We start from the raw sequence: 23,606 nt of genomic DNA on the forward strand, positions 1-23,606 counted from the left end.
CTCACATGGAGACGTTTTTATGCCAGCACACACCTTTGCATTTCATCTTTCGCCTCGGGGCAAATTGCGCTGGGCAATCGCCAGCCTGTTCTTCGCCGTGCACCTGCCGAACGCGATCGCCGGCGGCGTCGTGGTCGCGCCGGGGCCGGGCGGCACCGCGCAATTGCAAACCCAGGGCGGTGTGCCCATCGTCAACATCGTCGCGCCCAACGGTTCGGGCCTGTCGCATAACCAGTTCCTCGACTACAACGTCGACCGTCAGGGCCTTGTGCTGAACAACGCCTTGCAGGCCGGGCAATCGCAGCTGGCCGGGCAACTGGCGGCCAACCCGCAACTGCAGGGGCAAGCGGCGAGCGTGATCCTCAACGAAGTGATCAGCCGTAATCCGTCCGCGATCAACGGCGCGCAGGAGATCTTCGGCCGTGCCGCCGATTACGTGCTGGCCAACCCTAACGGCATCTCGGTCAATGGCGGCAGTTTCATCAACACGCCGAACGCCAACCTGGTGGTCGGTCGTCCGGAGCTGATCGACGGCAAACTGCAAAGCCTGAACACCCGCGACGCCAGCGGTCAGTTGCAGATTCAGGGCGGCGGCCTGCGTAACGCTGAGGGCTCGATCAACCTGATTGCCCCGCGTATCGACAGCCAGGGCGCGATCAGTGCTCGCGATAGCCTCAACCTCACGGTCGGACGCAATCAGGTCGATTACGCCAGTGGCCAAGTGAAAACCGTAGACCCGGCGGGCAACACTGCCGACGGACGCATCGACGCCAGCCTGTTCGGCGCCATGCAGGCCGGACGGATCAATATCGTCAGCACCGCCGAAGGTGCCGGCGTGCGCGTGGGTGCGGTGCAGGTCGCCGGACGCGATGGCGTGCAGATTCGTTCTGCCGGCGACCTCACGGTCAGCGGTGAAGCGCTGCCCAACAGCCTTGATGTCACCCGCGCCGGTATCCGTAGCAGTCACGGCGATGTCGGCCTGCACAGCGGCAAAGACCTGACCCTGGCCGCCACCGACGTCAGCGGCCGTGACGTGATTGCCGACGCCAGACGCAACCTCACCCTGACCACGGTCGAGAGCCGCAAGCTTCAGGAGAAGCGTGAAAGCTGGAACAACAGCACCATCGGCATCACCTGGGAAACCTACGACCGCACCCAGACCGATAGCGAAACCCGCCAGCATGGCAGTCAGATCGTTGCCAGCCGCGACGCCAGACTGTCGTCCGGCAAAGACACCGAACTGAAAGCCGCCAAGGTCGAAGCGGCGAAAAATCTCAGTGTGCAAAGTGGCGGCGATCTGCGCCTGAGCGCCGCCACCGAAAGCCATACCCAGACCGATCAGGGCAACCATCGCAAGCATCTGTGGAAAGCCGACTGGAACAACAGCAGCGAAGAACAGCGCAATATCACCAGCCAGTTGAAGGCCGGCAATATCGCCCTGCAAACTGCCGCATTGTTGCGCTCCGAAGGCGCTGAACTGACCAGTAGCGGCGACCTGCAACTGGCCGGCAAACAAGTGGAAATCACCACTGCCACGCGGACTGATCGCAGCAGCGACACTCGCTATTCCGGCGACCTGGTCGGTGGCGGTTTCTTCGGCAAGACCGGCGATGCCGACAAGGGACAGACCCACCATCAGGGCAGCAAAATCAACGCCGCCGGCAAGCTGATCGTCAAGGCTGACGACGTGCGCATCAGCGGCAGTCAAGTGCGCGGCGGCAGCGACGCCAGTGTGATCAGCGACAAGGGTTCGCTGGTGATCGATGGCGTACAGGACACCCGCCACAGCAACAATCACGACAAAGACAGCAAGTTCTTCGGTATCAGCAAAGACGAGTCGCGGCAGAACAGCAATGACAGCACCACGGTGCGCAGCGAACTGGTGTCCGACAGCAACCTCAAACTCAAGAGCGCCAAAGACCTTGCAGTGGCAGGCTCGACGGTCAAGGCGGGCGGTGCGTTAACGGCCGACGCGGCGGGGAATGTCAATGTGCATTCCGCACAAAACACTCACGACAGCAGTGCGATCACTGAAACGCGTGGCTTTGATGCCTACGCCAAAGAGCAGACGCCAGAGCAATATCGTGCCGGCGTTCACTACGAAGCCAAACAGCAGACAGTGACCAGCACCGACGTCACTCAGCAAGCTTCCAGCCTCAGCGGTGGCAGCGTGCAGGTGAAGGCGGGCGGTGACGTCACGCTCAAAGGCGCACAGGTGAAATCCACGGCGGGTGATACCACGCTGAGTGGCAAGAACGTCTCGTTGCTGGCCGAACAGGACAGCCACAAAACCAGCTCTGACACATCCAGCACCGGCGGCGGTTTCTACTACACCGGCGGTCTTGATCGCGCGGGCAGTGGCGTCGATTTCGCCCACAGCAGCGTGCAAGACTCGACCGGCAAAAGCACGGCGCAAACCACTGACCTGCAGAGCAGCGGTGGCCTGAGCATCAATGCCGACAAACTCGCCACCGAAGGTGCACAACTGCAGGCAGGCAACGGTCTGCAGGTTGTCGCCAATGCAGTCGACAACCGCGCGGCCAGCAACAGCGACAGCAGCACCCACGCCGAGAGCAACTGGTCGGCGGACATCGGCGCCAATGTCGAGTACAAAGACATCGCCCGACCGATTGCCGGTGTGGTCAAAGAGGTCTTGAACGGCAAGGTGCCGGACAAGGATGCTTTGGCCAATCTCGGTCAGCCGAATGTCGGTATCGACGTCGCGATCGGTCATGGCAGCGCGACTAAAACCGAGCAGACCAACAACGCCGTGGTCAGCCGTTTTGATGGCGGCAACGTCGAAGTGAAAGTCGCCGGCACATTGCATGATCAAGGCAGCCAGTACAACGCCAGCGCCGGCACAGTGAACATCAGCGCCGACACACTGGTCGCCGATGCTGTCAGCAACACCCACAGCAGCACTGATAACGCCGTGGATGCCAAGGTCGATGTGCGCGTCTACACCAAGACCGGTGAAGACGTGAATGTCGCCGGCAGTGGCGCGGGTGGCAGTCGCACTTCGAGCAAAGACAGTTCCACTGCGGTGGTCGGCGGTTATGCCGGCAGTCAGGGCGTGAACATCAAAACCGCTGGCGATGCACAATTCGCCGGCAGCCGTTTCGATGGCGGAGAGGGGGGCGTGAACATCCACAGCGGTGGTGATCTGGCGCTGAACCAGGCCAATGGTCGCCAGCACAGCAGCGACAGCAACCTGCGCGGCAATGGCTCGTTGACGGTCGGAACCTTGCCGGGCACTGACGGTACCAACGTCGATCTCGGCGCCGGCTTCCAACTCGATCACAGCGGCAAGCAAACCACTGACACTCAGGCGCACGTGGCAAGCATCAGCGGCAACGGCGTGCAGTTGAGCAGCGCTGGCAATCAGGTCCAGCAAGGCACGAAAATCGACAGCAGCGGCGCCATCGATTTGCACGCCGAAGGCAAACTCGATCTGCAAGCAGCCAGCGATACCCACATCGCTTCCGGCAGCAATCTCGGCGGTGGACTGAAGGGCGGCGGCAGCAAGAGCAGCAGCGAGAAGAGCAGTGATCAGGGCGCAAATCTGAGCGCCAACTTCAACATCGGTCGAGTCAACGAGAACGCGCAGACCCTGACCGGTGGTCAGCTCAACAGTCAGCGCGCAATCGCCTTGAGCGGCGATTCGGTGCACCTGCAAGGCACGCAAGTCAGCGCGCCAAACGTCAGCATCGACGCGCAGAAGGGCGGTTACGTGCAGGAGTCGGCGCAGTCCACCGATAACCGCAACAACTGGAACGTCGCGCTGAACGCCGGCGGCAACCTGAGCAAAAGCACGCCCACCGCTGCCGACGAAAAGGCCAGCAGCGATCACGGTTTTAATGCCGGGGCCAAGGTCGCTGTCGATTATCAGCAAGGCACCACGCAGCAGAACAGCCAGATCAAGGCTGACACAGTGCTGTTGAACAGTGCGGGTGACGCACAACTGGCGGGCGCGCGCATCGACGCGAACCATGTCAGCGGCAAGGTCGCCGGTGATCTGACCGTCGAGAGCCGTCAGGACTCGCAAACCCAGGCCAAGGTCGATGTCGATCTGGGCCTGACCGCGAAGAAAACCCCAGCCGATGACAAAGGCAAACTTGCCGGCACCGACTACAAGCCAACGCTGAAAGCGCAGGGCGAATACGCACACAAGGACAGTGTTGCGCAGGCATCCGGCATCAGCGGCAACCAAGGGGTCAACCTTGCCGTCGGCGGCGCCACGCAATTGACCGGCGCGCGGATCACCTCGTCAGAAGCAAAGGTCGATCTCGGCGCTTCGAAGGTCAGCAGCAGCGACCTGAACAACCGTGACTACGGCGTCAAAGCCGGCCTCGACCTGCCGCACAAAACCGAGGAAAACGCACCGAAGGTCTCCCTTGAAAACGGCAACCTGAAAATCGGGCCGGTTACCCTCAGCGGTCATCTGGACAGCCAGACCCTGCAAGCGGGCATCGACGAAAAAGGCTGATCCCCAGCGAAAAACCCTGTAGGAGCGAGCCTGCTCGCGAAGGCGTCAGTTCAGTCAGCGAAATGCCTGACTGATATGGCGCTTTTGCGAGCAGGCTCGTTCACATTGACGATTCAAGAAACACACTAAGTGGCACGATATAGAAGGTCCACCGGATCAAATTTTCAGATAAGGGATGTTCGATGAGCTCAAGGATCGATTGGAGGCAGGACGTACTGCCGGTCATTAAAATGCTTTTCAATTGGTTGAGGGCTAAACCCAGCAGGAGTCTCATCAGCCTTGGAATGCTGTTTTGGGCACCCGGACTACTTGATTACATGGTGTTCGCGGCACAAGCACTGCGCGCCTACCAGGAGCACACACCGTGGCCTGTGGTGCCGGACGACTTAGGTGTCTCAAGAATTATCGGATTGATTTTCATCGGACTGGGCGTCGCAATGATTCTGTTCGAATGGTGGCAACCCCATTCGGTCAAAGCCCGCCGGTTGAAAAGTCGCAAAGCTCACGGACAGTCTCAATTGCAAACGGCGCTTTATCAGACCTTTGCCTCAATGACCGATGTACCTTTGCAGCGCAGTTTTCAGCAAGCTTGGGGGCCGATCAATGCAGACCCCAAGCAGATTCGTAATGTTCTGGGTACTGACAAGGGCAATTTTGGCAAAGCGGTGGAGCGGTACGTTCGAGGCCTTGCGCTGGTCAAAACCGACGGAAACTGGTTTTCAGTGTCTTCATGGACGGTCGCCGGATTCTGGGTCTGGTTTGTTTTCACTGTGCTTTCCATAGGTGTATTCGCATCGTGTTTGTTCCTGCTGGTGATTTCTTTCATTTTTGCAGACCCTCCTGTTCTGTCGGTCCATAACCAATGGACATTAGGTGTAATTGGTTTTTTAGTGGGTTATGCAGTTTTCGTCTTCGCAGACTTGATGGTTGAGCACGGAAGTGCGCTCAGACTCGCTCGTATGACGCCATAAGAACCAAGCAATTTCAGGATTCCATCCCGGGGTTTTTTATTGAGGAGGCTGACTTTATCGGCTTCCCAAGGAATCCATTGCTTCGCCTTAATAGGAAGCATTACTATTCACGCCCCTTTCCTCAGCACACCACCCATACCCCCATGCGTCCCCGCAGACCCGGCTTTTTCGAGCATTACGAAGAGTTGATCGGCACCTGGACTCGTCGCCTGCGCAATCGCGCGCAGGCCGAGGATCTGGCGCACGACACCTTTGTGCGGGTGCTCGAGTCGGATTCGGCGGCGGTGCAGCAACCACGGGCGTATTTGCATCAGACCGCGCGCAATATCGCCGTCGATGGTTATCGGCGTGAGGATCGGCGCGGCGCCATGGAGTCGGAGGCGCTCGATCACAGTGCGTCGTCGTCCGGCGACCCGGAGCATTACATGCATGCGATCCAGCTGGCCGATTCCATCGAGCGCGCGCTTTGCGAGTTGCCGGTCAATTGCCGGAAGATTTTTGTCTGGCAGAAGATCGAAGGCCTGACCCAGGCGGAAATTGCCGAACGCCTGGGCCTGTCCAAGAACATGGTCGAAAAGTATATGATCCGCACCCTGCGGCATCTGCGTGATCGACTGGACGGGTTGCAGTCGTGATGGGGTGTGCCGTTGAAAAGATCGCAGCCTTCGGCAGCTCCTGCAGGGGGCTGTGTGTCTTTATATTCCCGGCCGGACAGGACATTCCATGATGGAGACTCGTGATTGCGCGTGCGGGCAAACAACGGTGCGTGATGACGCGGCGCGCTGGTTTGTGCGTTTGCAGGAGCCGACCGTTGATGTCGACGAGCAGCAGCGCTTTGACGCCTGGCTCAATGAACATCCGCAACACCGTGACGAGTTTCAGTTGTTGCAGGGGCTGTGGACGGCCGCTGATTTGCTGCCGGCGCCACGCCTGAAAGCGCTGGTCGAGGCGCCGCCGAGTCGCCGCGAACGCCGCCCATTGATGCGTTATGCCGTGGCCGCCAGTGTGCTGGCGGTAGCGCTCGGGCTCGGCTTGTTCAGCGGATTGAATCACCCGCAGGGGTACAGCGCCGAGTTCACCACGGCGTTGGGCGAGCGCAAGCATGTCGCGCTGCCGGACGGTTCGCTGATCGATATGAACAGTCGCAGCCGCTTGCAGGTGCGCTATGACAACGATCACCGGGTTATCGAACTGAGCGAAGGCGAGGCAATGTTCAGCGTCGAGCACGACACGTCGCGACCGTTTGTGGTCGAGGCTGGCAGCGGCAAAGTCACCGTTACCGGCACACGTTTCGATGTTCGTCGCGACGTCACGCAAACCCGCGTGGCGGTGGAGCAGGGCACGGTGAAAGTGCAGGGGCGCAATGCTCCGGACAACCAATTCATCAGCCTGACCGCCGGCCTCGGCAGCTTTATCGACGCTCAAGGCAACGTCGCGGCAGCTTATGCGGTCAACCCGGCAGAACTCACCGCTTGGCGCAGCGGCAAACTGGTGTTCAACAACGCCAGTCTCAGTGAAGTGGCGGCAGAAGTGTCGCGTTATCGCGAGCAACCGTTGACCGTCAGCAATCCTGCGGTCGCCAGCCTGCGCCTGACCAGCGTGTTCAAATCCGACAACACCGACGCCTTGCTCAAAGCCCTGCCGAACATCTTGCCAGTGGCTGTTCGCACGCATGCCGATGGCAGTCAGGAAATAATTTCAAAATAAAATTCAGGTTTTTTTCGAGTTCATCGTCTTCCTGTTCAACTGCAACTGGTTTGCATTAACAGCCGCACACTCTTGCGATCCACAGGACTACGTTCGACGTGAAAAACACCACTGCCAACAACAAAAAATCCCCTTGGTTACCGCTGGCCCTCGCGCTGGCGGTCAATGCTGCGATGCCGCTGGCGTTTGCCGGTGAAGCGATTCATATCCGCGCCCAGCCGCTGGGCCAGGCCTTGAGTGAGCTGGGCCAGCAAACCTCGCTGCAAGTGTTTTTCAGTCCTGATCTGGTCGCCGGCAAACAGGCCCCGGCGGTCGAGGGCGACATCTCGCCGGAGCAGGCGCTGCGCCAGTTGCTGCAAGGCAGCGGTCTGGATTATCAGATCAACGAAGGTTCGGTGACCTTGTCGCCCGCGGCAACTTCCGCCGCCAGCAATGGCCCGCTGGAGCTGGGTGTGACCGACATCAAGGTGGTTGGTGACTGGCTCGGTGATGCCAACGCCGCTGTGGTGCAGAATCACCCTGGCGCGCGTACGGTGATTCGCCGCGAAGCGATGGTCGAGCAAGGCGCAATGAACGTCAGCGACGTGCTCAAGCGTGTGCCGGGCGTGCAGGTGCAGGACTCCAACGGCACTGGCGGCAGTGATATTTCCCTCAACGTCGGCGTGCGCGGTCTGACGTCGCGTCTGTCGCCACGCTCCACCGTGCTGATCGACGGTGTACCTGCCGCGTTCGCACCGTATGGCCAACCGCAATTGTCGATGGCGCCGATCTCCTCGGGCAACCTCGACAGCATCGACGTCGTGCGCGGCGCCGGTTCCGTGCGTTATGGGCCGCAAAACGTCGGTGGCGTGATCAACTTCGTGACCCGTGCGATTCCGGAAAAAGCCACCGGTGAAATCGGCACCACCCTGGAGACCACGCAGTACGGTGGCTGGAAACACATCGACAGCGCGTTCCTCGGCGGCACTGCGGACAACGGCATGGGCGTGGCGTTGTTGTACTCGGGCGTCAACGGCAACGGTTACCGCGAGCGCAACAACGGCAACGACATCGACGACGTGCTGCTCAAGACCCACTGGGCGCCAACCGATCAGGACGATTTCAGCCTCAACTTCCACTACTACGACGCCAGCGCTGACATGCCCGGCGGCCTGACGCAAAAGCAGTACGACGATAAACCCTACGATTCGGTGCGTGACTACGACCAGTTCAGCGGTCGACGCAAGGACGTGTCGTTCAAATGGATCCGGCAGATCGACGAGCGCACTCAGGCGGAGATTCTGACGTACTACACCGACAGTTTTCGAGGCAGCACCATCGCTGCGCGCGATCAGAAAACCCTCAGTTCCTATCCGCGTTCGTACTACACGCTGGGCATCGAGCCACGGGTGTCGCGCGTCTTCGATGTCGGCCCGACCACGCAGGAAGTCAGCGTCGGTTATCGCTACCTGAAAGAGGCGATGCACGAGCAGTCGAGTCGTCTGGCGCTGGTCAACAACCAGCCGGTGGTGACGCCGACGTCCGACGGTCACGTATTCCAGGATCGCACCGGCGGCACCGAGGCCAACTCGGTCTACGTCGACAACAAAATCGATGTCGGCAACTGGACGATCACGCCGGGCATTCGCTTCGAACACATCAGCACCGACTGGCACGATCGCGCCGTGCTCGATACCGCCGGCAAACGCGTGCCGGAGAAAAATCGCAGTATCGAAAGCAACGAACCGCTGCCGGCGCTGAGCGTGATGTATCACCTGTCGGACGCATGGAAACTGTTTGCCAACTATGAAACCTCGTTTGGCAGCCTGCAGTATTTCCAGCTGGGTCAGGGCGGATCGGGGGACAACACTGCCAACGGCCTGGAGCCGGAAAAGGCCAAGACCTACGAAATCGGCACGCGCTACAACGATGACGTGTGGGGCGGTGAAGTGACGCTGTTCTACATCGACTTCGATGACGAACTGCAATACATCAGCAACGACGTCGGCTGGACCAACCTCGGCGCGACCAAACACCAGGGCATCGAAGCCTCGGTGCATTACGACATGGCTGCGCTCGATCCGCGTCTTGACGGTCTGACCGCCAATGCCGGTCTGACTTACACCCGTGCGACTTATGAAGGCGAGATTGCGGGCTTCAAGGGCCGTGATCTGCCGTTCTATTCGCGCCAGGTGGCAACCGTCGGATTGCGTTACGACATCGACCGCTGGACCTACAACATTGATGGTTTCGCCCAGTCCAAGCAGCGCTCGCCGGGCACCGGTGTGAATGCCGATGGCAGCTTCAACGGCAACTACATCACCGAGGGTACGGCGGATGGGCAGTACGGCGACATTCCGGGTTACGTGACCTGGAACGTACGCGGGGGTTATGACTTCGGGCCGCAGGTGTCGAACCTGAAGCTCGGCGCCGGGGTGAAGAATATCTTCGACAAGCAGTATTTCACCCGCTCCAGCGACAACAACTCGGGGATGTATGTCGGCGCGCCGCGCACGTTCTTTGTGCAGGCCAGCGTCGGTTTTTGATAAAGCGCGGCGTCTTCTTCGCGAGCAGGCTCGCTCCCACATGGATCACTGAAACCTGTGGGAGCGAGCCTGCTCGCGAAGCTTTTAGACTTTAAGGACTTTACCGCCGATGGCTACTGCAACTAGCAGCACCGCCATCAAACCAAAGGCAAAACTCAAACTGCTGGCATGGGCGACAAAGCCGATCACCGCCGGCCCCGCCAGAATCCCCGCATAGCCCAGCGTAGTAATGGCCGGCACCGCGATGCTCTCCGGCATCACCGTCTGCTTGCCCACCGCCGTGTACAGCACCGGCACGATGTTCGAGCAGCCGGCGCCGACCAGCGCATAACCGACCAACGCCGCTTCCCAGCTCGGTGCAAACGTCGCCAGAAACAAACCGGCCGCCGCCAACAGACCACCAAACAAGATGATCCGCGTTGCCCCGACAATCCGCACAATCCGGTCACCCATCAAACGTCCGGCCGTCATGGTCAATGCAAACGCCGCATAACCCAGCCCTGCATACGCCGTGTCGATCCCGCGTTCCTGCGCCAGAAACACCGCGCTCCAGTCCAGCGCCGCGCCTTCGGTCAGAAAGACGATAAAGCACATCCCGCCGATAAACAGCACGATGCCGTGGGGAATGGCGAATGCCGGTCCCGAGCTTTCACTGCCGTAAGGCAGCATGTGCGGCACGCACTTGAACAGCGCGGCGATCAGCACCACAACCACCACCAGCATCGCCGCAAGCGGCGTCAAACCCAGGCCGAGCAGGGCGCTGACGCCCGCCGCGCCGACAATCCCGCCGAGGCTGAACAAGCCGTGAAAGCCCGACATCATGTTCTTGCCGCTGGCGCGCTCGACGATCACCGCTTGCAGGTTCACCGTCGAGTCCACCGTGCCCAGGCCTGCGCCGAACATGAACAGCGTGGCGATCAATGCCGGTATCGACGACACCGTGGCCAGTAACGGCAGCGCTGCGCAGATGAGCAGGGTGCCGCCAGTTGCAACGCGTCGACAGCCGAAGCGCGTAGCCAGAATCCCCGCCAAGGGCATGGCCAGAATCGAACCGACACCGAGGCATAACAGCAACAAGCCCAACGTGCCCTCATCAAGCCCGGCGCGGGCCTTGGCATACGGCACCAGCGGCGCCCACGCGGCAATGCCGAGCCCGGCGATGAAAAAGGCGATGCGCGTGGACATCTGTTGCAGGCGTCCGGGGACGAAGGTGGCTTGGGCGTTGAGGCTGGTCATATCGATCCTTGGCAAAAAACTTCGCGTCCCCGAAGGACAGTGATTCGGCGACGAGGTTCGATCGCTCGTCATTCGAGGAAGCACAGACAACATCGTACCCTGTAGGAGTGAGCCTGCTCGCGATAGCGTAGTGTCAGTCGATATTTTTTTGTCTGACACACCGCTATCGCGAGCAGGCTCACTCCTACATTAGATGGCGGTTTACAGTGAGTTTCTTCTGCAACAGGGATAAAGGGTGATGACACAGTTCTACGATGCACGGGGCAATATCTACGGCGTGGTTTCGCCCGCAGCACTGCGTCAGGCGGGCATTGATCTGCCTGCAAAAGCTGCCGAATGTGCGTCCTCCCGTCGGTCCTGGAGCGCAGCGGCCATCAAGCTCTGCTGCGACTGGCCCGAGGGCCAGCGCCCAGCCAACAGCAAATCCCACCGCAGCGACGGCCTGCTGATCGGCCCGTTCCAGACCTCACCGCCGTTCGATGTACTGATCGTCAACACCGACGGCACCCTTGCCGAGCGCAGTGGCAACGGTCTGACGATTTTCTCTCAGGCACTGAGCGAACAGGGATTGCTGCCGGAAGCGGGCGCGTTGTTGCGCGTTCATCACGACAAAGGTGAGGCGGTGGCAACCTCGGTGAAACCTGCCGAAGTTGAAGGTGTGCAAGGTTTCTGGCTCGATCTCGGGCAAGCGGATTTCGGGCCGCGTGCGGTGGGTGCGCAGAACGTTGAAAGTGTCGATTTCAATGGACGAGAAGTCAGCAGGGTTCAGCCGTTGGCGGCACTTGATCCCGGCTGGGAACACAGCCAGTTTGTGCGCATCGGCAATCCGCATTGCGTGACACTGCTTGGTGACGGTGCGGCGTTGCCGAGCAATGATCAGATGCGTGAATCACCGCTGAACGAAGGTCTGACGCAAATCGCCTACGCCATGCCGACCGGCGCTGGCGAACCGTGTCCGGCGGGCGTCAATCTGCAATGGGCGGTTCGTGAGTCTGCGCAGCGAATCATCGCGCGAGTCTTCGAACGTGGCGAGGGGCCGACCGCATCATCAGGCACCAGCGCCAGTGCGGTAGCGTCTGCGGCATGGCGCCTGGGTTGGGTCGAAGCAGGAGAAGTGCAGGTGGTCATGCCCGGTGGCACGGCACCGATTCTGCTGGAAGAAATTGATGGCGAGCGGGTGCGTGTCAGGTTGTTTGGTACGGCGCGGTTGATCGGCTGAATTCGAAACCGCCATCGCTGGCAAGCCAGGCTCCCACAGGGTTTTGTGCTGAACACAAAAACTCGGTATGCCAATAATCCACTGTAGGAGTGAGCCTGCTCGCGATAGCGGGCTACCCTTCAAATCATATGCTGCCTGACTCACCGCAATCGCGAGCAGGCTCACTCCTGCAAGGGTTCATAGGTGGACACGAATCATGTGTTCCCCCCAAAACCCTGTGGAAGCCTGGCTTGCCAGCGATGGGGCCCGCAAATTCACCTCGTCAGTGAGCCTTGAACAACGTCACCGACCCCACCTGATCACCCTGCACCGTCAACCGCAGCAATGCTCGCGGCGTCGGTGCAGGCGGTGATGCCAGCCCGGCCTCGTCGAACAGCCGATTGAGTTGTTCCGCCGCACTCACCGCCCGAGGAAACCCCGCGAATGCCGAGGCTTGCAACAGCACTTCGGTCATTTCACCGGGCGCCAACCCCGAAGCCAGTCCTGTCTTGAGGTGCACACTCAATGGCGGGCCGACCATGCCTGACGCAACGATTGCGGCAAACGAAACCGCTTCCCTCAAGCGCGGGTCGAGGCCGGGGCGGGCGTGCAAATGCCCGTAGACCACGCCAACCGCCAATTCACCCAGCGCGGGCACGGTGTGAAACAGTGCGTCGAGGCGAGCGCCGCCATCGGGTACAAGTTCGGTAAAGGTCTGTCGGCCTTCGTGGTACAGCGAGGCCATGGGCGAGGGTTGGTTGTTCATGGGGTAATCCTCAAGAAAATGAGGATGGCGGCTGATCAACTACGCACGAACTTCAGCCTGAAGGAGCATCCATCGCAGGGGGTTGCCGGCGTCATTGCGACGCCGGTCTCTTCACCTTAGACGAACTCCACCACCGGCATCTGCCGTTTCATCAGCACTTTGCCTGCGCGAATCGAATACAGCGGCAAGCCCTGACTACGGATCACCTCGTAATCGCTGTCCGCCGACAGAATCAACAGATTCGCCGGGCGCCCCTGTTCCAGCCCGTAACGTTCGCCCAGATGCATGGCTTTGGCGCTGTTGTCGGTGACCAGATCCAGCGCACTTTGCAGATTGCGATAGCCGAGCATGTGACAGATGTGCAGCCCGGCCTCGAGCACGCGCAGGATGTTGCCGTTGCCCAGCGGATACCACGGATCGACGATGGAATCCTGGCCGAAACACACGTTCATCCCGGCTTCGAGCAACTCGTTCACACGGGTGACGCCACGGCGTTTCGGGAAGTTATCGAAGCGCCCTTGCAGGTGAATGCTTTCGGTCGGGCAGGAGACAAAACTGATCCCGGAATGCCCGAGCAGACGAAACAGTTTCGCGCAGTAGGCGTTGTCGTAGGATCCCATCGCCGTGGTGTGGCTGGCGGTGACCAGCGCGCCCATATCGCGGCTGCGCGCTTCCTCGGCGAGCACTTCGAGAAAGCGTGAATGCGGATCGTCGGTCTCGTCGCAATGCACGTCGACCAGGCAACCGGTGCGCTCGGCCAGATCCATCAAAAACTTCACCGAACTGACGCCCTGATCGCGGGTGTACTCAAAATGCGGAATGCCGCCAACCACGTCCGCGCCCATACGAATCGATTCTTCCATCAGCTCGCGGCCATTGCGGAACGACTCGATGCCTTCCTGCGGGAACGCGACGATTTGCAGGTCGATCAGGTGGCGGCTTTCCTCACGCACCTCGAGCATGGCTTTCAGTGCGGTGAGTTGCGGGTCGGTGACATCGACGTGGGTGCGCACGTGCTGAATGCCGTGCGCTGCCAAGGTCTGAATGGTTTTCTTGGCGCGGGTCTTGGTGTCTTCTTCGGTGATGGTGACCTTGCGCTCGCCCCAGCACTCGATGCCTTCGAACAGCGTGCCGCTCATGTTCCAGCGCGGCTCGCCAGCGGTGAGGGTGGCGTCGAGGTGAATGTGCGGCTCGACGAAGGGCGGCACCACCAGATTGCCGCCGGCGTCGAGGTCTTCCGGGCCCAGCGTCGGCGCTTCGGTCTGCCGGGCGATGCTGCGGATCAGGCCGTCTTCAAGGTGCAATTGGTGCAAACCTTCCTGGTTGCGCAGTCGGGCGTTGATGATGTGCATCAGGCGAATCCTTTTTTATAAGTCTTGTAGTGGCGCGGCCGCGCTACGAGCGCCGAGCACGCCGGTGACGATGACATACGTTAGCGCGGCAGCAGCGATCCCTACCAGCGGCGCGACCCACGGCGAGTTGAATGCGGCAACGGTACCGACCGCGTAGGCCCCGAGCCCCGGCCAGTTGAACGCCGGCAACCGTGCGTCGGCCAAACGCGGATAGTGCCCGCGCCAGCGGTAGAAAAAGTCCGCCATGATCACCCCGCCAATCGGCGGAATCACCGTGCCGAGCAGAATCAGATACGGCACCAGCATGTCGTATATGCCCAGCAAGGCGAGCAGGGTGCCGATCACTGCGCCGGCGAGGGTCACGGTCTTGCGCCGGCCAGTGCGCAGCAGGTTGCAACCGGCGACGGCGAAGTTGTAGATGGTGTTGTCCTGGGTGCTCCAGATGTTCAGCAGCAACATGGCCATCGCGGCCATGGCGAAACCTTGCAACAGCAGCACTTCAACCACGTCCGGTTGTTGATAGACGATGGCGCCGTAGGCGCCGATCAGCACCATCAGGCCATTGCCGATGAAAAAACCGATCAGGCTGGCCAGCACCGCGACTTTTGCCGAGCGCGAAAAACGTGTCCAGTTGGTTGCTTGCGTGGCGCCGCTGACGAAGGTGCCGAACACCAGGGTGATCGCGGTTGACCAGTCCAGCGAACCGCTTGGCACGACGCTGAGCAAACCCTCGAAACCACCGACTTTCACCGTCGCCACCCACATCGAAAGCATCAGCAGCAACATCATCGCCGGCACCGCGATGTACGAAAGAATCTCCAGCCCGCGATAACCGACGTACGCGGTGGCACAGAACACCAGACCGAACAGCACCATCAAGCCGAGTACCGTGCCTTCGTTAAGATCGAAAGATTTGCCAAGCACCACTGCGGCGGTCGCGGTGCCCCTGGCGTACCAACCGATCTGGGTGAATCCGAGAATCAGGTCGCTGAGTTTGCTGCCGACTTCGCCGAAGCAGAAGCGCCCCATCAGGACCGAGTTGAGGCCGCTCTTGAAGGCGATGTAGCCGAGGCCTGCCGCGTAAAGACCCAGCAGCAGGTTGCCGACGATGATCACCGCCATCATCTCGGCGAAACCAAACGCCACGCCGAGCTTGCCGCCGGCAAACATGGTCGCGGTGAAAAACGTGAAGCCCAGTAACACCATCGCCGTGGAGGCCAGGCCTTTGCGCGCATGCATGGGGACTTCGCTGAGGGGGTAATCGTTGCCGGGAGCGTGCTGCGTCATGGGGCGGTCCTTGCTGGAATAGAGGAGACGCGGGGGAGGGTTGCAGTGGTCGTGCCAAATGCCGGATGGCGCGGGTTATGTATAGACGAGACACGCCAGTCGGCGCGAAAACAGTGCACCTGAACACGCTAAAGCCCAATGTAGGAGCTGCCGAAGGCTGCGATCTTTTAGATCGTTCCCACGCTCTGCGTGGGAATGCAGCCCGGGACGCTCCGCGTCCCACTCCAAAGCCGAACGCGGAGCGTCCGTTGAGGCATTCCCACGCAGAGCGTGGGAACGATCGGTGTCAGGGGCATTTGGGGCCTGTCAGAGGAAGCGCATCAGGGCGGCAACGATGGCTTCGGGGGCATCTTCCTGAACGAGGTGGCCGGCGTTGGCGATGGCGTGGAATTGCGAGCCGGGGATCATTTGGTGCAATGCGCGGCCACGCTCGATGGGAATCCACTGGTCTTCTTCGCCCCAGAGAATCTGCACTGGGCAGCGAGTCGTCGGGTACAAACTTTCGGCCTCACGGGTATAGCGCTCGTCCATTTGCGCAATCTGCCGATAGAACGCCGCTTGCCCCGGATCACCGAGCCACGGCCGCACGTAGGGCGCGAGTTCGTCATCAGGAATATCCCGGTGGATCGCCCCGCGAATATAAGTCGGCACGATGGCGCGCTGGATGTAATCGGGCAGGCCGCTGAACGCCGCTTCATGCTGACGCACATGCTGCACGAACGGTGAACCCCACGGCGACAATGCCACCGGATCGATCAGCGTCAGGCTGCGGTAATCCTTGTTGTTGAGCAGATGCGCACGCAGCACGGTGGCACCGCCGAAGTCGTGGGCGACGACGTCGGGATTTTTAATATTCCAGTGGTCGAGCAACTGCGCCAACAGTTGGTTTTGCACGCCGAGGGAGACATCGGCGTCGGGTTGCTCGGAGCGTCCATAGCCCAGCAGGTCGAAGTAATGCACGCGATGCGTGGCGAAAAAGTGCGGCGCGATCCGATGCCACACACAGGACGAGAAGGGCGTGCCATGCACGAACACCAGCGGCGGGCCGTCGCCGCGTATGGCGTAGCGTATCTGTCGGCCGTTGAAGTCAAAGACCTGATCCAGCAGCCAGTCTGTCATGGGCCTGTCCTCTTGGCGGGTGGGAGCCAAAAAGCATAGGCGTAAAAAAACAGCCGTGAAGGCTGTTCTCTGGCAAAACACCACTCCTACAAGAGGCAATTCGCGATGCGTTATTCACCGCGATAGATACAACCGCTGGTGCACGTTTCGTGAATACGGATCGCGCTCAGTTCCGGCAGCAAGGGCTTCATTTCATTCCAGATGAATTTGGCCAGCACTTCACTGGTCGGGTTTTCCAGACCAGGAATGTCGTTCAGGTAGTTGTGATCCAGACGCTCGTACAGCGGCTTGAAGATCGCCTTGATTTCCGAGAAGTCACGGATCCAGCCCGTGTGCGGATCGAGGTCGCCGCTGAGGTGAATCGCCACTTTGAACGAGTGACCGTGCAGACGTCCGCACTTGTGGCCGTCCGGGACGTGCGGCAGGCGGTGGGCGGATTCGAAGGTAAACTCTTTGAAGATTTCCACGGTAATTTCGGCTCTGTTCAGATGGCGTTCGCCGCAGCGATTCGGGCAGGCGGCGAGTTTACCAGCTTGTCTTTGACCGTGCTGACTAAAGGGTCAGCAAGCGCTCGGCGAGGCGACCATTGGCAGTCAGTTCGAGGAACTCATCGCCCAGGCGCCGGCTCTCGTCCATCGCCGCGTGCCAGTATTTCTGCCGGCTCGGCGCATCACCCATGAAGCGCTTGAAGTCGTTACGGTCGGGCAGTTTGCCGTAGGGCAGGCGTGCCAGATATTCCTTTGATGGCGCGAGCAACAGCACGTCCTGCAGGCGCTCCACCGAGGCCTTGCGCCACGGCAGGGTCTTGTCGAACCAGCCGGGAACCACCCGGTCGGTGAAGTGCGGATAGAGCACGATGCCGTCGCCGCTGTAGGGCAAGTCGAGGTGGTAGTCGAGCAAGCCACCGTCGCGGAAGGTTCCCGCACCGGCGCCCGGCAGATCACGCACGCCTTCCATGACCATCGGAATCGAACCCGAGGCCAGCAGGGCCTGGCGCAAGTTACCGGCATTGAGCGTGACGAAACGCGACGGGAAATCGTTGAGTGCGTTGACCGGCGGCGCCAAGCGCGGGTCGTGGATGATCAGCCGTTCGAAGTGCCGCGACAGCCGTGCGCGACCGCGCAGGTTGTCGGCAATCACCGACCCTAGCGCCAACCCGAGGCGACCGCGATGGTCATCGGCCAAGCGACCCTGACTTTTCACCACCATGATGTTCAGACGGTAATCGGCGTTGCTGAGGATGCTCTCGTCGCGGCCATCGAGCAGGTCATTGAGCATGCGCTGTGAGCTCTGGCTGATCTCGGCCATGGTCACGCCTTTATTGAAATTCTGCTCGGCGTACAGCTGGCCGAGACGGCGGATACCCTCTGCGGCATTCGGCAGGCAGGCACTCGCAAAACGCCAGGAGCCGACCGAGGCACCGATCAGCGAACGCTCGCGCGGCGCGCCCGGCAGCCATTCACCGAACAATGCCAGATCCAGTCCCTGAATGCCCAAAGCCTTCGGCCCACCAGCGGCGCCGGGCAGGGTGCCGACATCGGCAGCGTTCAGGCCCTGCGCCCGAATCCGCGCCATGGCACGCGGGCCGGCCTTGAGGGTGAGGGCGGGGAATTTGATGTGGATGGCGGTCATACCGGTCTCAATCGTTAGCAAGCGAACAATTATAAGCACATGTTACAAAACCTTGTAGGAGTGAGCCTGCTCGCGATAGCGGTTTATCAGTCAAATAAGTGCTAACTGACACACCGCTATCGCGAGCAGGCTCACTCCTACATGGGGATATATGTTGAGCTGGAGCAATGATGGCAATTCAGTTTCAGTTAAGTTCAAATCGCTAAGGTGCCCACCGTAAAGCTGCACATAAAAAATACGGAGACACCATGAAAACCCTGACTGCCCTGTCCATTGCCGCGATCATCGGCTTCACTGCCAGCACCGTTCACGCCCGCGATCTCGGCCCTGATGAGGCCCTGCGTCTGCGCGACGCTGGTACTATCGTCTCCTTCGAGAAGCTCAATGCCACCGCGCTGAGCAAACATCCGGGCTCGACGATCACCGATACCGAGCTGGAAGAACAGTACGGCAAGTACATCTACCAGATCGAGGTACGTGACCCGCAGGGGCTGGAATGGGATCTGGAATTAGACGCGGTGACCGGGCAGGTTCTCAAGGATCATCAGGATACGTAATGAAGGTTAATGTTCGCGCCACCCGCCGCACGGCGTGGGTGCTGGTGTTGTTTTGCTCGACGGCGATGGCCCGCGACCTCGGTCCGGACGAAGCCCTCAATCTGCGCAAGCAGGGCGTGATCCTGCCGCTGGAGCAAGTGCTGCAGCAGGCGATGGATCGCTATCCCGGCGCGAAGCTGCTGGAAGTCGAGCTGGAAGAAAAACACGATATCTATATTTATGAAGTTGAATTGCTGACTGCCGAAGGCGTGGCCCGCGAGCTGCACCTGAAGGCCGCTACCGGCGAACTTGTGAAAGACAAGGAAGATTGATCGATGCGTTTGCTATTGGTGGAAGACCACGTACCGCTGGCTGACGAACTGCTCGCCGGCCTGCAACGCCAAGGCTATGCGGTGGATTGGCTGGCGGACGGTCGTGATGCGTTGTATCAGGGCAGCAGCGAGCCGTATGACCTGATCATTCTCGACCTCGGCCTGCCCGGGGTGCCGGGGCTTGAAGTGCTGGCCCAATGGCGTGCCAACGGTTTGGCGATCCCGGTGCTGATCCTCACCGCACGCGACTCCTGGGCCGAGCGCATCGAAGGGCTGAAGGCCGGTGCCGATGATTACCTGACCAAACCGTTCCATCCTGAAGAGTTGTACTTGCGCATTCAGTCGCTGTTGCGCCGCTCCAAGGGCCAGGCCAATCAACCGACGCTGAAGTCTGCCGGGTTGCATCTGGACGAGGGCCGCCAGTGCGTCATTCGCGATGGTGCCGACATCCAGCTGACCGCTGCCGAATTCCGCCTGCTGCGCTATTTCATGCTGCACCCTGAGCAGATCCTTTCCAAAAGCCATCTCGCCGAACACCTTTATGACGGTGAAACCGAACGTGACTCCAACGTTCTCGAAGTGCATGTCAATCACCTGCGCCGCAAGCTCGGCAAAAGCGTGATCGAAACCCGTCGCGGCCAGGGTTACCTGTTCGGCGGGCAAGCTTCGTGAGGTCAATCCAGCGCCGCTTGAGCCTGGGCTTGATCAGCGTGATGGTGATCGTCGGCGTGGTGCTGGCGCAAACCAGTCTGTGGCTGTTCGAGGTCGGTTTGCAGCGCTACCTCGAAGCCGGTCTGCGCAACGACAGCGAAAGTCTGCTGGTGGCACTGGTGCGTGGCCCGAACGGTTTGCAACTGGATGAACGACATTTGTCGCCGGCTTATCAGCGACCGTTTTCCGGGCATTACTTCCGCATCGATTTTGCCGACAGTCATTGGCGTTCGCGCTCGTTGTGGGATCAGGATCTGCCGCTGCTGGATCATCCCGGGCTGCACAGCAATCTGCAGTTGGGGCCGGACGGACAGCAGTTGCTGGTGCTGCGTTCGGACTATCGGCGACTGGGCCAGTCGATCTCGATCAGCGTCGCGCAGGATTACACGCCGGTCAACGAGAGCTTCCAGCGCATGCGTCAGATCGGCCTAGGGCTCGGTCTGGCGGCATTGTTGTTGATTCTGTTCTTGCAGCGATTGACCGTGCGACGCGCCTTGCGCCCACTGGAGAAGGCTCGCGAACAGATCGCGCAATTGCAGCAGGGTCAGCGTTCACAGCTGGACGATCAAGTGCCGGTGGAGCTGGAACCGTTGGTGGCGCAGATCAACCATTTGCTCGCGCACACCGAAGACAGCCTCAAGCGTTCACGCAATGCCTTGGGCAATCTTGGGCATGCGCTGAAAACGCCGTTGGCGGTGCTGTTGAGCCTGGCCTCCAGCGAAAAACTCGATGCCCATCCTGAACTGCGCAAGCTGCTCAAGGAACAACTGGAACAGGTGCAGCAGCGGCTCAATCGCGAGCTCAATCGGGCACGATTGTCCGGTGATGCGCTACCCGGTGCGTTGTTCGATTGTGATGCGGAGTTGCCGGGATTGCTGGCCACGCTGAACATGATTCATGGCGAGCATCTGGCGTTGAGTTATGTCGCGCCGGCAGGGCAGCAGCTGCCGTGGGATCGTGAGGATTTGCTCGAGTTGCTCGGCAATCTGTTGGACAACGCTTGCAAGTGGGCGGATGCCGAAGTGCGCCTGAGCGTGATCGAACGTACGGACGGCTTTGCCTTGAGCGTGGAAGATGACGGCCCGGGGATTCCTGAAGAGCAGCGCACTGAGGTGTTCAGCCGGGGCACGCGGCTGGATGAGCAGACCCACGGGCATGGCCTGGGGCTGGGGATTGTCCGCGATATTGTCGAGACCTGGGGCGGGTTGCTGGTGTTGGGAGAGAGTGAGTGGGGCGGCTTGAAGGTGGTGATCGAGTTGCCTCGGCGGTGAACCTTTAGAAGCCCCTCACCCTAACCCTCCCGAAACGTCGGACCGCCCAGAGGGAGAGGGGACTGACCGAGTTGTTTGGGAGAGGTACGCCGACGTGAGATACCGAGTCGAACTCAGGTTTTGAAAGCCTTCCGATAACCGGAGATGCCGGGTGAGCTCAGGTCTTGAAAGCCTCCCCGTGACCGGAGATACCGAGTCGAACTCAGGTTTTGAATGACATGGAGATCGGCTCCCTTTCCCCCTCGCCCCCCTTGGGGGGAGAGGGCTGGGGTGAGGGGGGAATCCAGCTGACACCCCGCAACCTTTGAATCAAACGCGAAACTGATCCATCAAACGCTGCTGCTGATTCGCCAGACTATTGAGCGACTGACTCACCCGCGCCGACTCATTCGCCTGCCCGGACAACGACTCGGTCACGTCACGAATCGTCGCCACGTTGTTATTGATCTCCTCGGCCACCGCACTCTGCTCTTCAGCGGCGCTGGCAATCTGCAGGTTCATGTCGCTGATCACCGTCACCGCATCACCGATCTGGCGCAGCGCGGTCACCGCCTGGCCCACCTGTTCGACGCTGCCCTGGGCCTGACGATGGCTGTTGCCCATCGAACCGACCACATCCTGCGTGCCGCTCTGCAATTGCTCGATGACCTGGCGGGTTTCTTCCACCGATTCCTGGGTGCGGCGGGCGAGGTTGCGCACTTCGTCGGCGACCACGGCAAAACCACGTCCGGCTTCACCGGCACGGGCCGCTTCGATCGCCGCATTGAGCGCCAGCAGGTTGGTCTGTTCGGCAATGGCACGGATGGTTTCCAGCACCGCGCCGATCTTCTCGCTGTTGGCGGCCAGACCTTCGACCTGCACCATCGCCGCGCTCATGTCGGCGGCGAGGGTGTCGATGCTGGCGGTGGTGCGGTCGATCACGGTCAGGCCCTGACGGGTGGCGCGATCGGCATCCTTGGCGGCTTCGGCGGCCTGTGCAGCACTGCGCGCGACGTCTTGCGCGGTGGCGCTCATTTCGTGGGACGCGGTGGCCACCTGATCGACCTGACGGTATTGCTGCTCCATGCCGGCGCTGGTCTGGGTGGCGATGGCCGAAGACTGGTCGGCGGTGTTGCGCGCATCCTGCACCGAACGTTTCACTTCGGCGATGATCGGCTGCAACTTGTCGAGGAAGCGGTTGAACCAACCGGCCAATTGCCCGAGTTCGTCCTGCTTGTCGTAGGCCAGCCGGCGGGTCAGATCGCCTTCGCCGCTGGCGATGTCTTCGAGCATGTGCGCCACGCCGAGAATCGGTTTGGTCACGCTGCGCGCCATCAGCCACACCAGCAACAGGCCGATCAACGCAGCCAGCACGCCAAGGCTCAATTCGATCAACGTGCCGGAATTATTGCTCGCGTCCAGTTGTTGCTTGAGCGCTTCGGCGCGGCTGACCAGGACTTTCTCAGGCACATCGAGCAACACGCCCCACGCCGGGCCGCCCGGTATCGGCTGGAACGGCGAGAGCACTTTCAACTGGCCGTTGCTGTGCAGGCTGCTGACGCTGCTGCTGGAGGCGAGCTTGCTCAGCAACTCGGCACCGCTGACTTTGTCGACGGCATCCAGACGCTGGCTCAATTTGCTCGCGTCCGGGCTGTAACCGGCGAGCAGACCGGCGGGGCTGATGATGCTCACGGCGGTCTGGCCGTCATAGAGCTTTTTGCTCGCGCTCTGGCTGATCGCTTGCAGGCTGTTGAGGTTGATATCCACCGACAGCGAGGCGATGACTTTGCCGTTGACCATCAGCGGGAAAACGATGCTGGTCATCAGCACGTTGTGGCCGTCGATGACATAGAAGTACGGTTCGATCACACATGGCTTGAGCGTGGCGCGCGGGCAGGTGAACCAGGCATTGGCCGCCTGCCCGCTGGGGCCGGTGCTGGTGTCGGCCATATCGCTTTCCGGCAACGCCATCGAGGTGACTTTGCCCGGGGTCGGCTGCGACCAGTACAGCGCGAAACGGCCCTTGTCGTTGCTGCCCAGTTCAGCCTGGCCGGCAAACAGTTCGTCCTTGCCGTCCAGCGCGTTGGCTTCGAACACCAGCGACAGGCCGAGCAAGTCCGGGTTGGCTTGCAGCGCCGATTTGACCTGACGGGTCATGTCTTCGCGCAGGTCGAAGGCATCGAGGAAACGCTTCTCGGCCTGTTCGCGCAGGAACAGCACCTGCCGCGAGAAACCGTGGCCGTACTGATAGGCGTCCATGAACTGCTGGCGAATGCCGGCGGCCTGCACTTCACCTTGCGACTCGATGCGCGCTTGCGCCGACTCGGTGAGCATTTCCATGCTCGAAGCTTTTACCAGTTCGGAACTGTGCTCCATGCGATACAGCGATAGACCGACCAACAGGGTCACGATACCGGCCAGGCAGAGCCCGGCGAGCAAGGTGATTTTCCATTGGATGGAAAGTTGTCTGAGCGACATGGAGACGTCCTTATTCGATA

The 23,606-nt window shown here is 60.6% G+C and carries 18 protein-coding genes and 1 pseudogene; 10 read left to right on the plus strand and 9 right to left on the minus strand.

All coding sequences use genetic code 11. The features are described from left to right. Positions 1–19: 19 nt before the first annotated feature. The 5 genes from CQ009_RS18365 (at position 20) to CQ009_RS18385 (ending at position 9,689) form a co-directional block, all read left to right on the plus strand. The gene (locus CQ009_RS18365; RefSeq protein ID WP_105708012.1) at positions 20–4,486 is read left to right on the plus strand and encodes a hemagglutinin repeat-containing protein; all 4,467 of its coding nucleotides are present in this window, start codon (positions 20–22) and stop codon (positions 4,484–4,486) included. Between the two features lie 182 nt (positions 4,487–4,668). Beyond that, positions 4,669–5,457 (plus strand): hypothetical protein, encoded by a 789-nt coding sequence (locus CQ009_RS18370; protein WP_105708014.1) that lies wholly within the window; start codon positions 4,669–4,671, stop codon positions 5,455–5,457. A gap of 143 nt (positions 5,458–5,600) precedes the next feature. Then, on the plus strand, positions 5,601–6,092 hold the full coding sequence (locus CQ009_RS18375) for a sigma-70 family RNA polymerase sigma factor (protein WP_064389835.1): 492 nt from the start codon (positions 5,601–5,603) through the stop codon (positions 6,090–6,092). Positions 6,093–6,180: 88 nt separating this feature from the next. Continuing rightward, on the plus strand, positions 6,181–7,164 hold the full coding sequence (locus CQ009_RS18380) for a FecR family protein (protein ID WP_105708016.1): 984 nt from the start codon (positions 6,181–6,183) through the stop codon (positions 7,162–7,164). Between the two features lie 98 nt (positions 7,165–7,262). Next, entirely contained in the window at positions 7,263–9,689 is a 2,427-nt protein-coding gene (locus tag CQ009_RS18385; protein WP_105708018.1) for a TonB-dependent receptor, read from the plus strand. An 84-nt stretch (positions 9,690–9,773) separates the two neighbouring features. Here the strand turns inward: CQ009_RS18385 and CQ009_RS18390 are convergent, their stop codons facing one another. Then, complete coding sequence (locus tag CQ009_RS18390) at positions 9,774–10,925, minus strand: MFS transporter (protein WP_064389838.1); 1,152 nt, start codon at positions 10,923–10,925, stop codon at positions 9,774–9,776. Between the two features lie 238 nt (positions 10,926–11,163). On the opposite strand from CQ009_RS18390, the gene CQ009_RS18395 reads away from it, so the two are divergent. Then, the gene (locus CQ009_RS18395; protein ID WP_105708020.1) at positions 11,164–12,144 is read left to right on the plus strand and encodes a diaminopimelate epimerase; all 981 of its coding nucleotides are present in this window, start codon (positions 11,164–11,166) and stop codon (positions 12,142–12,144) included. A 262-nt stretch (positions 12,145–12,406) separates the two neighbouring features. Here CQ009_RS18395 and CQ009_RS18400 read toward each other — a convergent pair whose 3' ends face one another. The 6 genes from CQ009_RS18400 to CQ009_RS18425 all read right to left on the minus strand — a co-directional run bounded on the left by CQ009_RS18400 (position 12,407) and on the right by CQ009_RS18425 (position 18,279). Continuing rightward, complete coding sequence (locus CQ009_RS18400; RefSeq protein ID WP_064389840.1) at positions 12,407–12,889, minus strand: carboxymuconolactone decarboxylase family protein; 483 nt, start codon at positions 12,887–12,889, stop codon at positions 12,407–12,409. A gap of 116 nt (positions 12,890–13,005) precedes the next feature. Then, positions 13,006–14,241 (minus strand): cytosine deaminase, encoded by a 1,236-nt coding sequence (gene codA / locus CQ009_RS18405; protein ID WP_064389841.1) that lies wholly within the window; start codon positions 14,239–14,241, stop codon positions 13,006–13,008. Between the two features lie 15 nt (positions 14,242–14,256). After that, positions 14,257–15,528 (minus strand): cytosine permease, encoded by a 1,272-nt coding sequence (codB, locus tag CQ009_RS18410; RefSeq protein WP_105708022.1) that lies wholly within the window; start codon positions 15,526–15,528, stop codon positions 14,257–14,259. A 306-nt stretch (positions 15,529–15,834) separates the two neighbouring features. Then, positions 15,835–16,647: an alpha/beta fold hydrolase gene (locus tag CQ009_RS18415; RefSeq protein WP_105708024.1), complete on the minus strand. Its 813-nt coding sequence runs from the start codon at positions 16,645–16,647 to the stop codon at positions 15,835–15,837. Between the two features lie 110 nt (positions 16,648–16,757). Then, on the minus strand, positions 16,758–17,114 hold the full coding sequence (gene queD / locus CQ009_RS18420; protein WP_003223505.1) for a 6-carboxytetrahydropterin synthase QueD: 357 nt from the start codon (positions 17,112–17,114) through the stop codon (positions 16,758–16,760). Positions 17,115–17,199: 85 nt separating this feature from the next. Continuing rightward, a complete protein-coding gene (locus tag CQ009_RS18425) occupies positions 17,200–18,279 on the minus strand; it encodes a patatin-like phospholipase family protein (RefSeq protein ID WP_105708026.1) in 1,080 nt (359 codons plus the stop codon). 248 nt (positions 18,280–18,527) lie between these two features. Between CQ009_RS18425 and CQ009_RS18430 the strand changes: the two genes are divergently transcribed. The 4 genes from CQ009_RS18430 to CQ009_RS18445 are packed head-to-tail and all read left to right on the plus strand — an operon-like array spanning position 18,528 to position 21,129. Beyond that, positions 18,528–18,836 carry a PepSY domain-containing protein gene (locus CQ009_RS18430; RefSeq protein WP_064389846.1) on the plus strand — a complete coding sequence of 103 codons (309 nt, stop codon included), beginning with the start codon at positions 18,528–18,530 and terminating at the stop codon, positions 18,834–18,836. After that, positions 18,836–19,147 carry a PepSY domain-containing protein gene (locus tag CQ009_RS18435; protein ID WP_064389847.1) on the plus strand — a complete coding sequence of 104 codons (312 nt, stop codon included), beginning with the start codon at positions 18,836–18,838 and terminating at the stop codon, positions 19,145–19,147. Before CQ009_RS18430 ends, CQ009_RS18435 begins: the two co-directional genes overlap by 1 nt. Positions 19,148–19,150: 3 nt before the next feature. Then, complete coding sequence (locus CQ009_RS18440; protein WP_064389848.1) at positions 19,151–19,819, plus strand: response regulator transcription factor; 669 nt, start codon at positions 19,151–19,153, stop codon at positions 19,817–19,819. Beyond that, on the plus strand, positions 19,816–21,129 hold the full coding sequence (locus CQ009_RS18445; protein WP_064389849.1) for a sensor histidine kinase: 1,314 nt from the start codon (positions 19,816–19,818) through the stop codon (positions 21,127–21,129). The genes CQ009_RS18440 and CQ009_RS18445 overlap by 4 nt, the downstream gene beginning before the upstream one ends. A gap of 309 nt (positions 21,130–21,438) precedes the next feature. On the opposite strand, the gene CQ009_RS30455 is transcribed toward CQ009_RS18445, so the two are convergent. Together CQ009_RS30455 and CQ009_RS30460 are read right to left on the minus strand one after the other, a co-directional pair. After that, positions 21,439–22,194 (minus strand): methyl-accepting chemotaxis protein, encoded by a 756-nt coding sequence (locus tag CQ009_RS30455; protein WP_371920172.1) that lies wholly within the window; start codon positions 22,192–22,194, stop codon positions 21,439–21,441. 102 nt (positions 22,195–22,296) lie between these two features. Further along, positions 22,297–23,586: pseudogene (locus tag CQ009_RS30460) on the minus strand (HAMP domain-containing protein); the annotation flags it as partial. Positions 23,587–23,606 lie beyond the last annotated feature (20 nt).

The organism is Pseudomonas sp. MYb2 (assembly GCF_002979955.1).
Classification (GTDB): Bacteria; Pseudomonadota; Gammaproteobacteria; order Pseudomonadales; family Pseudomonadaceae; genus Aquipseudomonas.

What these genes read in the sequence shown, in the direction of transcription:
- codA (WP_064389841.1), bottom strand. Translation starts at nt 14,241, where the DNA reads ATGCACATCATCAACGCCCGACTGCGCAACCAGGAAGGTTTGCACCAA.
- CQ009_RS18375 (WP_064389835.1), top strand. Translation starts at nt 5,601, where the DNA reads ATGCGTCCCCGCAGACCCGGCTTTTTCGAGCATTACGAAGAGTTGATC.
- CQ009_RS18390 (WP_064389838.1), bottom strand. Translation starts at nt 10,925, where the DNA reads ATGACCAGCCTCAACGCCCAAGCCACCTTCGTCCCCGGACGCCTGCAA.
- CQ009_RS18425 (WP_105708026.1), bottom strand. Translation starts at nt 18,279, where the DNA reads ATGACCGCCATCCACATCAAATTCCCCGCCCTCACCCTCAAGGCCGGC.
- CQ009_RS18440 (WP_064389848.1), top strand. Translation starts at nt 19,151, where the DNA reads ATGCGTTTGCTATTGGTGGAAGACCACGTACCGCTGGCTGACGAACTG.
- CQ009_RS18415 (WP_105708024.1), bottom strand. Translation starts at nt 16,647, where the DNA reads ATGACAGACTGGCTGCTGGATCAGGTCTTTGACTTCAACGGCCGACAG.
- CQ009_RS18435 (WP_064389847.1), top strand. Translation starts at nt 18,836, where the DNA reads ATGAAGGTTAATGTTCGCGCCACCCGCCGCACGGCGTGGGTGCTGGTG.
- CQ009_RS18370 (WP_105708014.1), top strand. Translation starts at nt 4,669, where the DNA reads ATGAGCTCAAGGATCGATTGGAGGCAGGACGTACTGCCGGTCATTAAA.
- CQ009_RS18430 (WP_064389846.1), top strand. Translation starts at nt 18,528, where the DNA reads ATGAAAACCCTGACTGCCCTGTCCATTGCCGCGATCATCGGCTTCACT.
- codB (WP_105708022.1), bottom strand. Translation starts at nt 15,528, where the DNA reads ATGACGCAGCACGCTCCCGGCAACGATTACCCCCTCAGCGAAGTCCCC.
- CQ009_RS18380 (WP_105708016.1), top strand. Translation starts at nt 6,181, where the DNA reads ATGATGGAGACTCGTGATTGCGCGTGCGGGCAAACAACGGTGCGTGAT.
- CQ009_RS18400 (WP_064389840.1), bottom strand. Translation starts at nt 12,889, where the DNA reads ATGAACAACCAACCCTCGCCCATGGCCTCGCTGTACCACGAAGGCCGA.
- CQ009_RS18365 (WP_105708012.1), top strand. Translation starts at nt 20, where the DNA reads ATGCCAGCACACACCTTTGCATTTCATCTTTCGCCTCGGGGCAAATTG.
- CQ009_RS30455 (WP_371920172.1), bottom strand. Translation starts at nt 22,194, where the DNA reads ATGGAGCAGCAATACCGTCAGGTCGATCAGGTGGCCACCGCGTCCCAC.
- CQ009_RS18395 (WP_105708020.1), top strand. Translation starts at nt 11,164, where the DNA reads ATGACACAGTTCTACGATGCACGGGGCAATATCTACGGCGTGGTTTCG.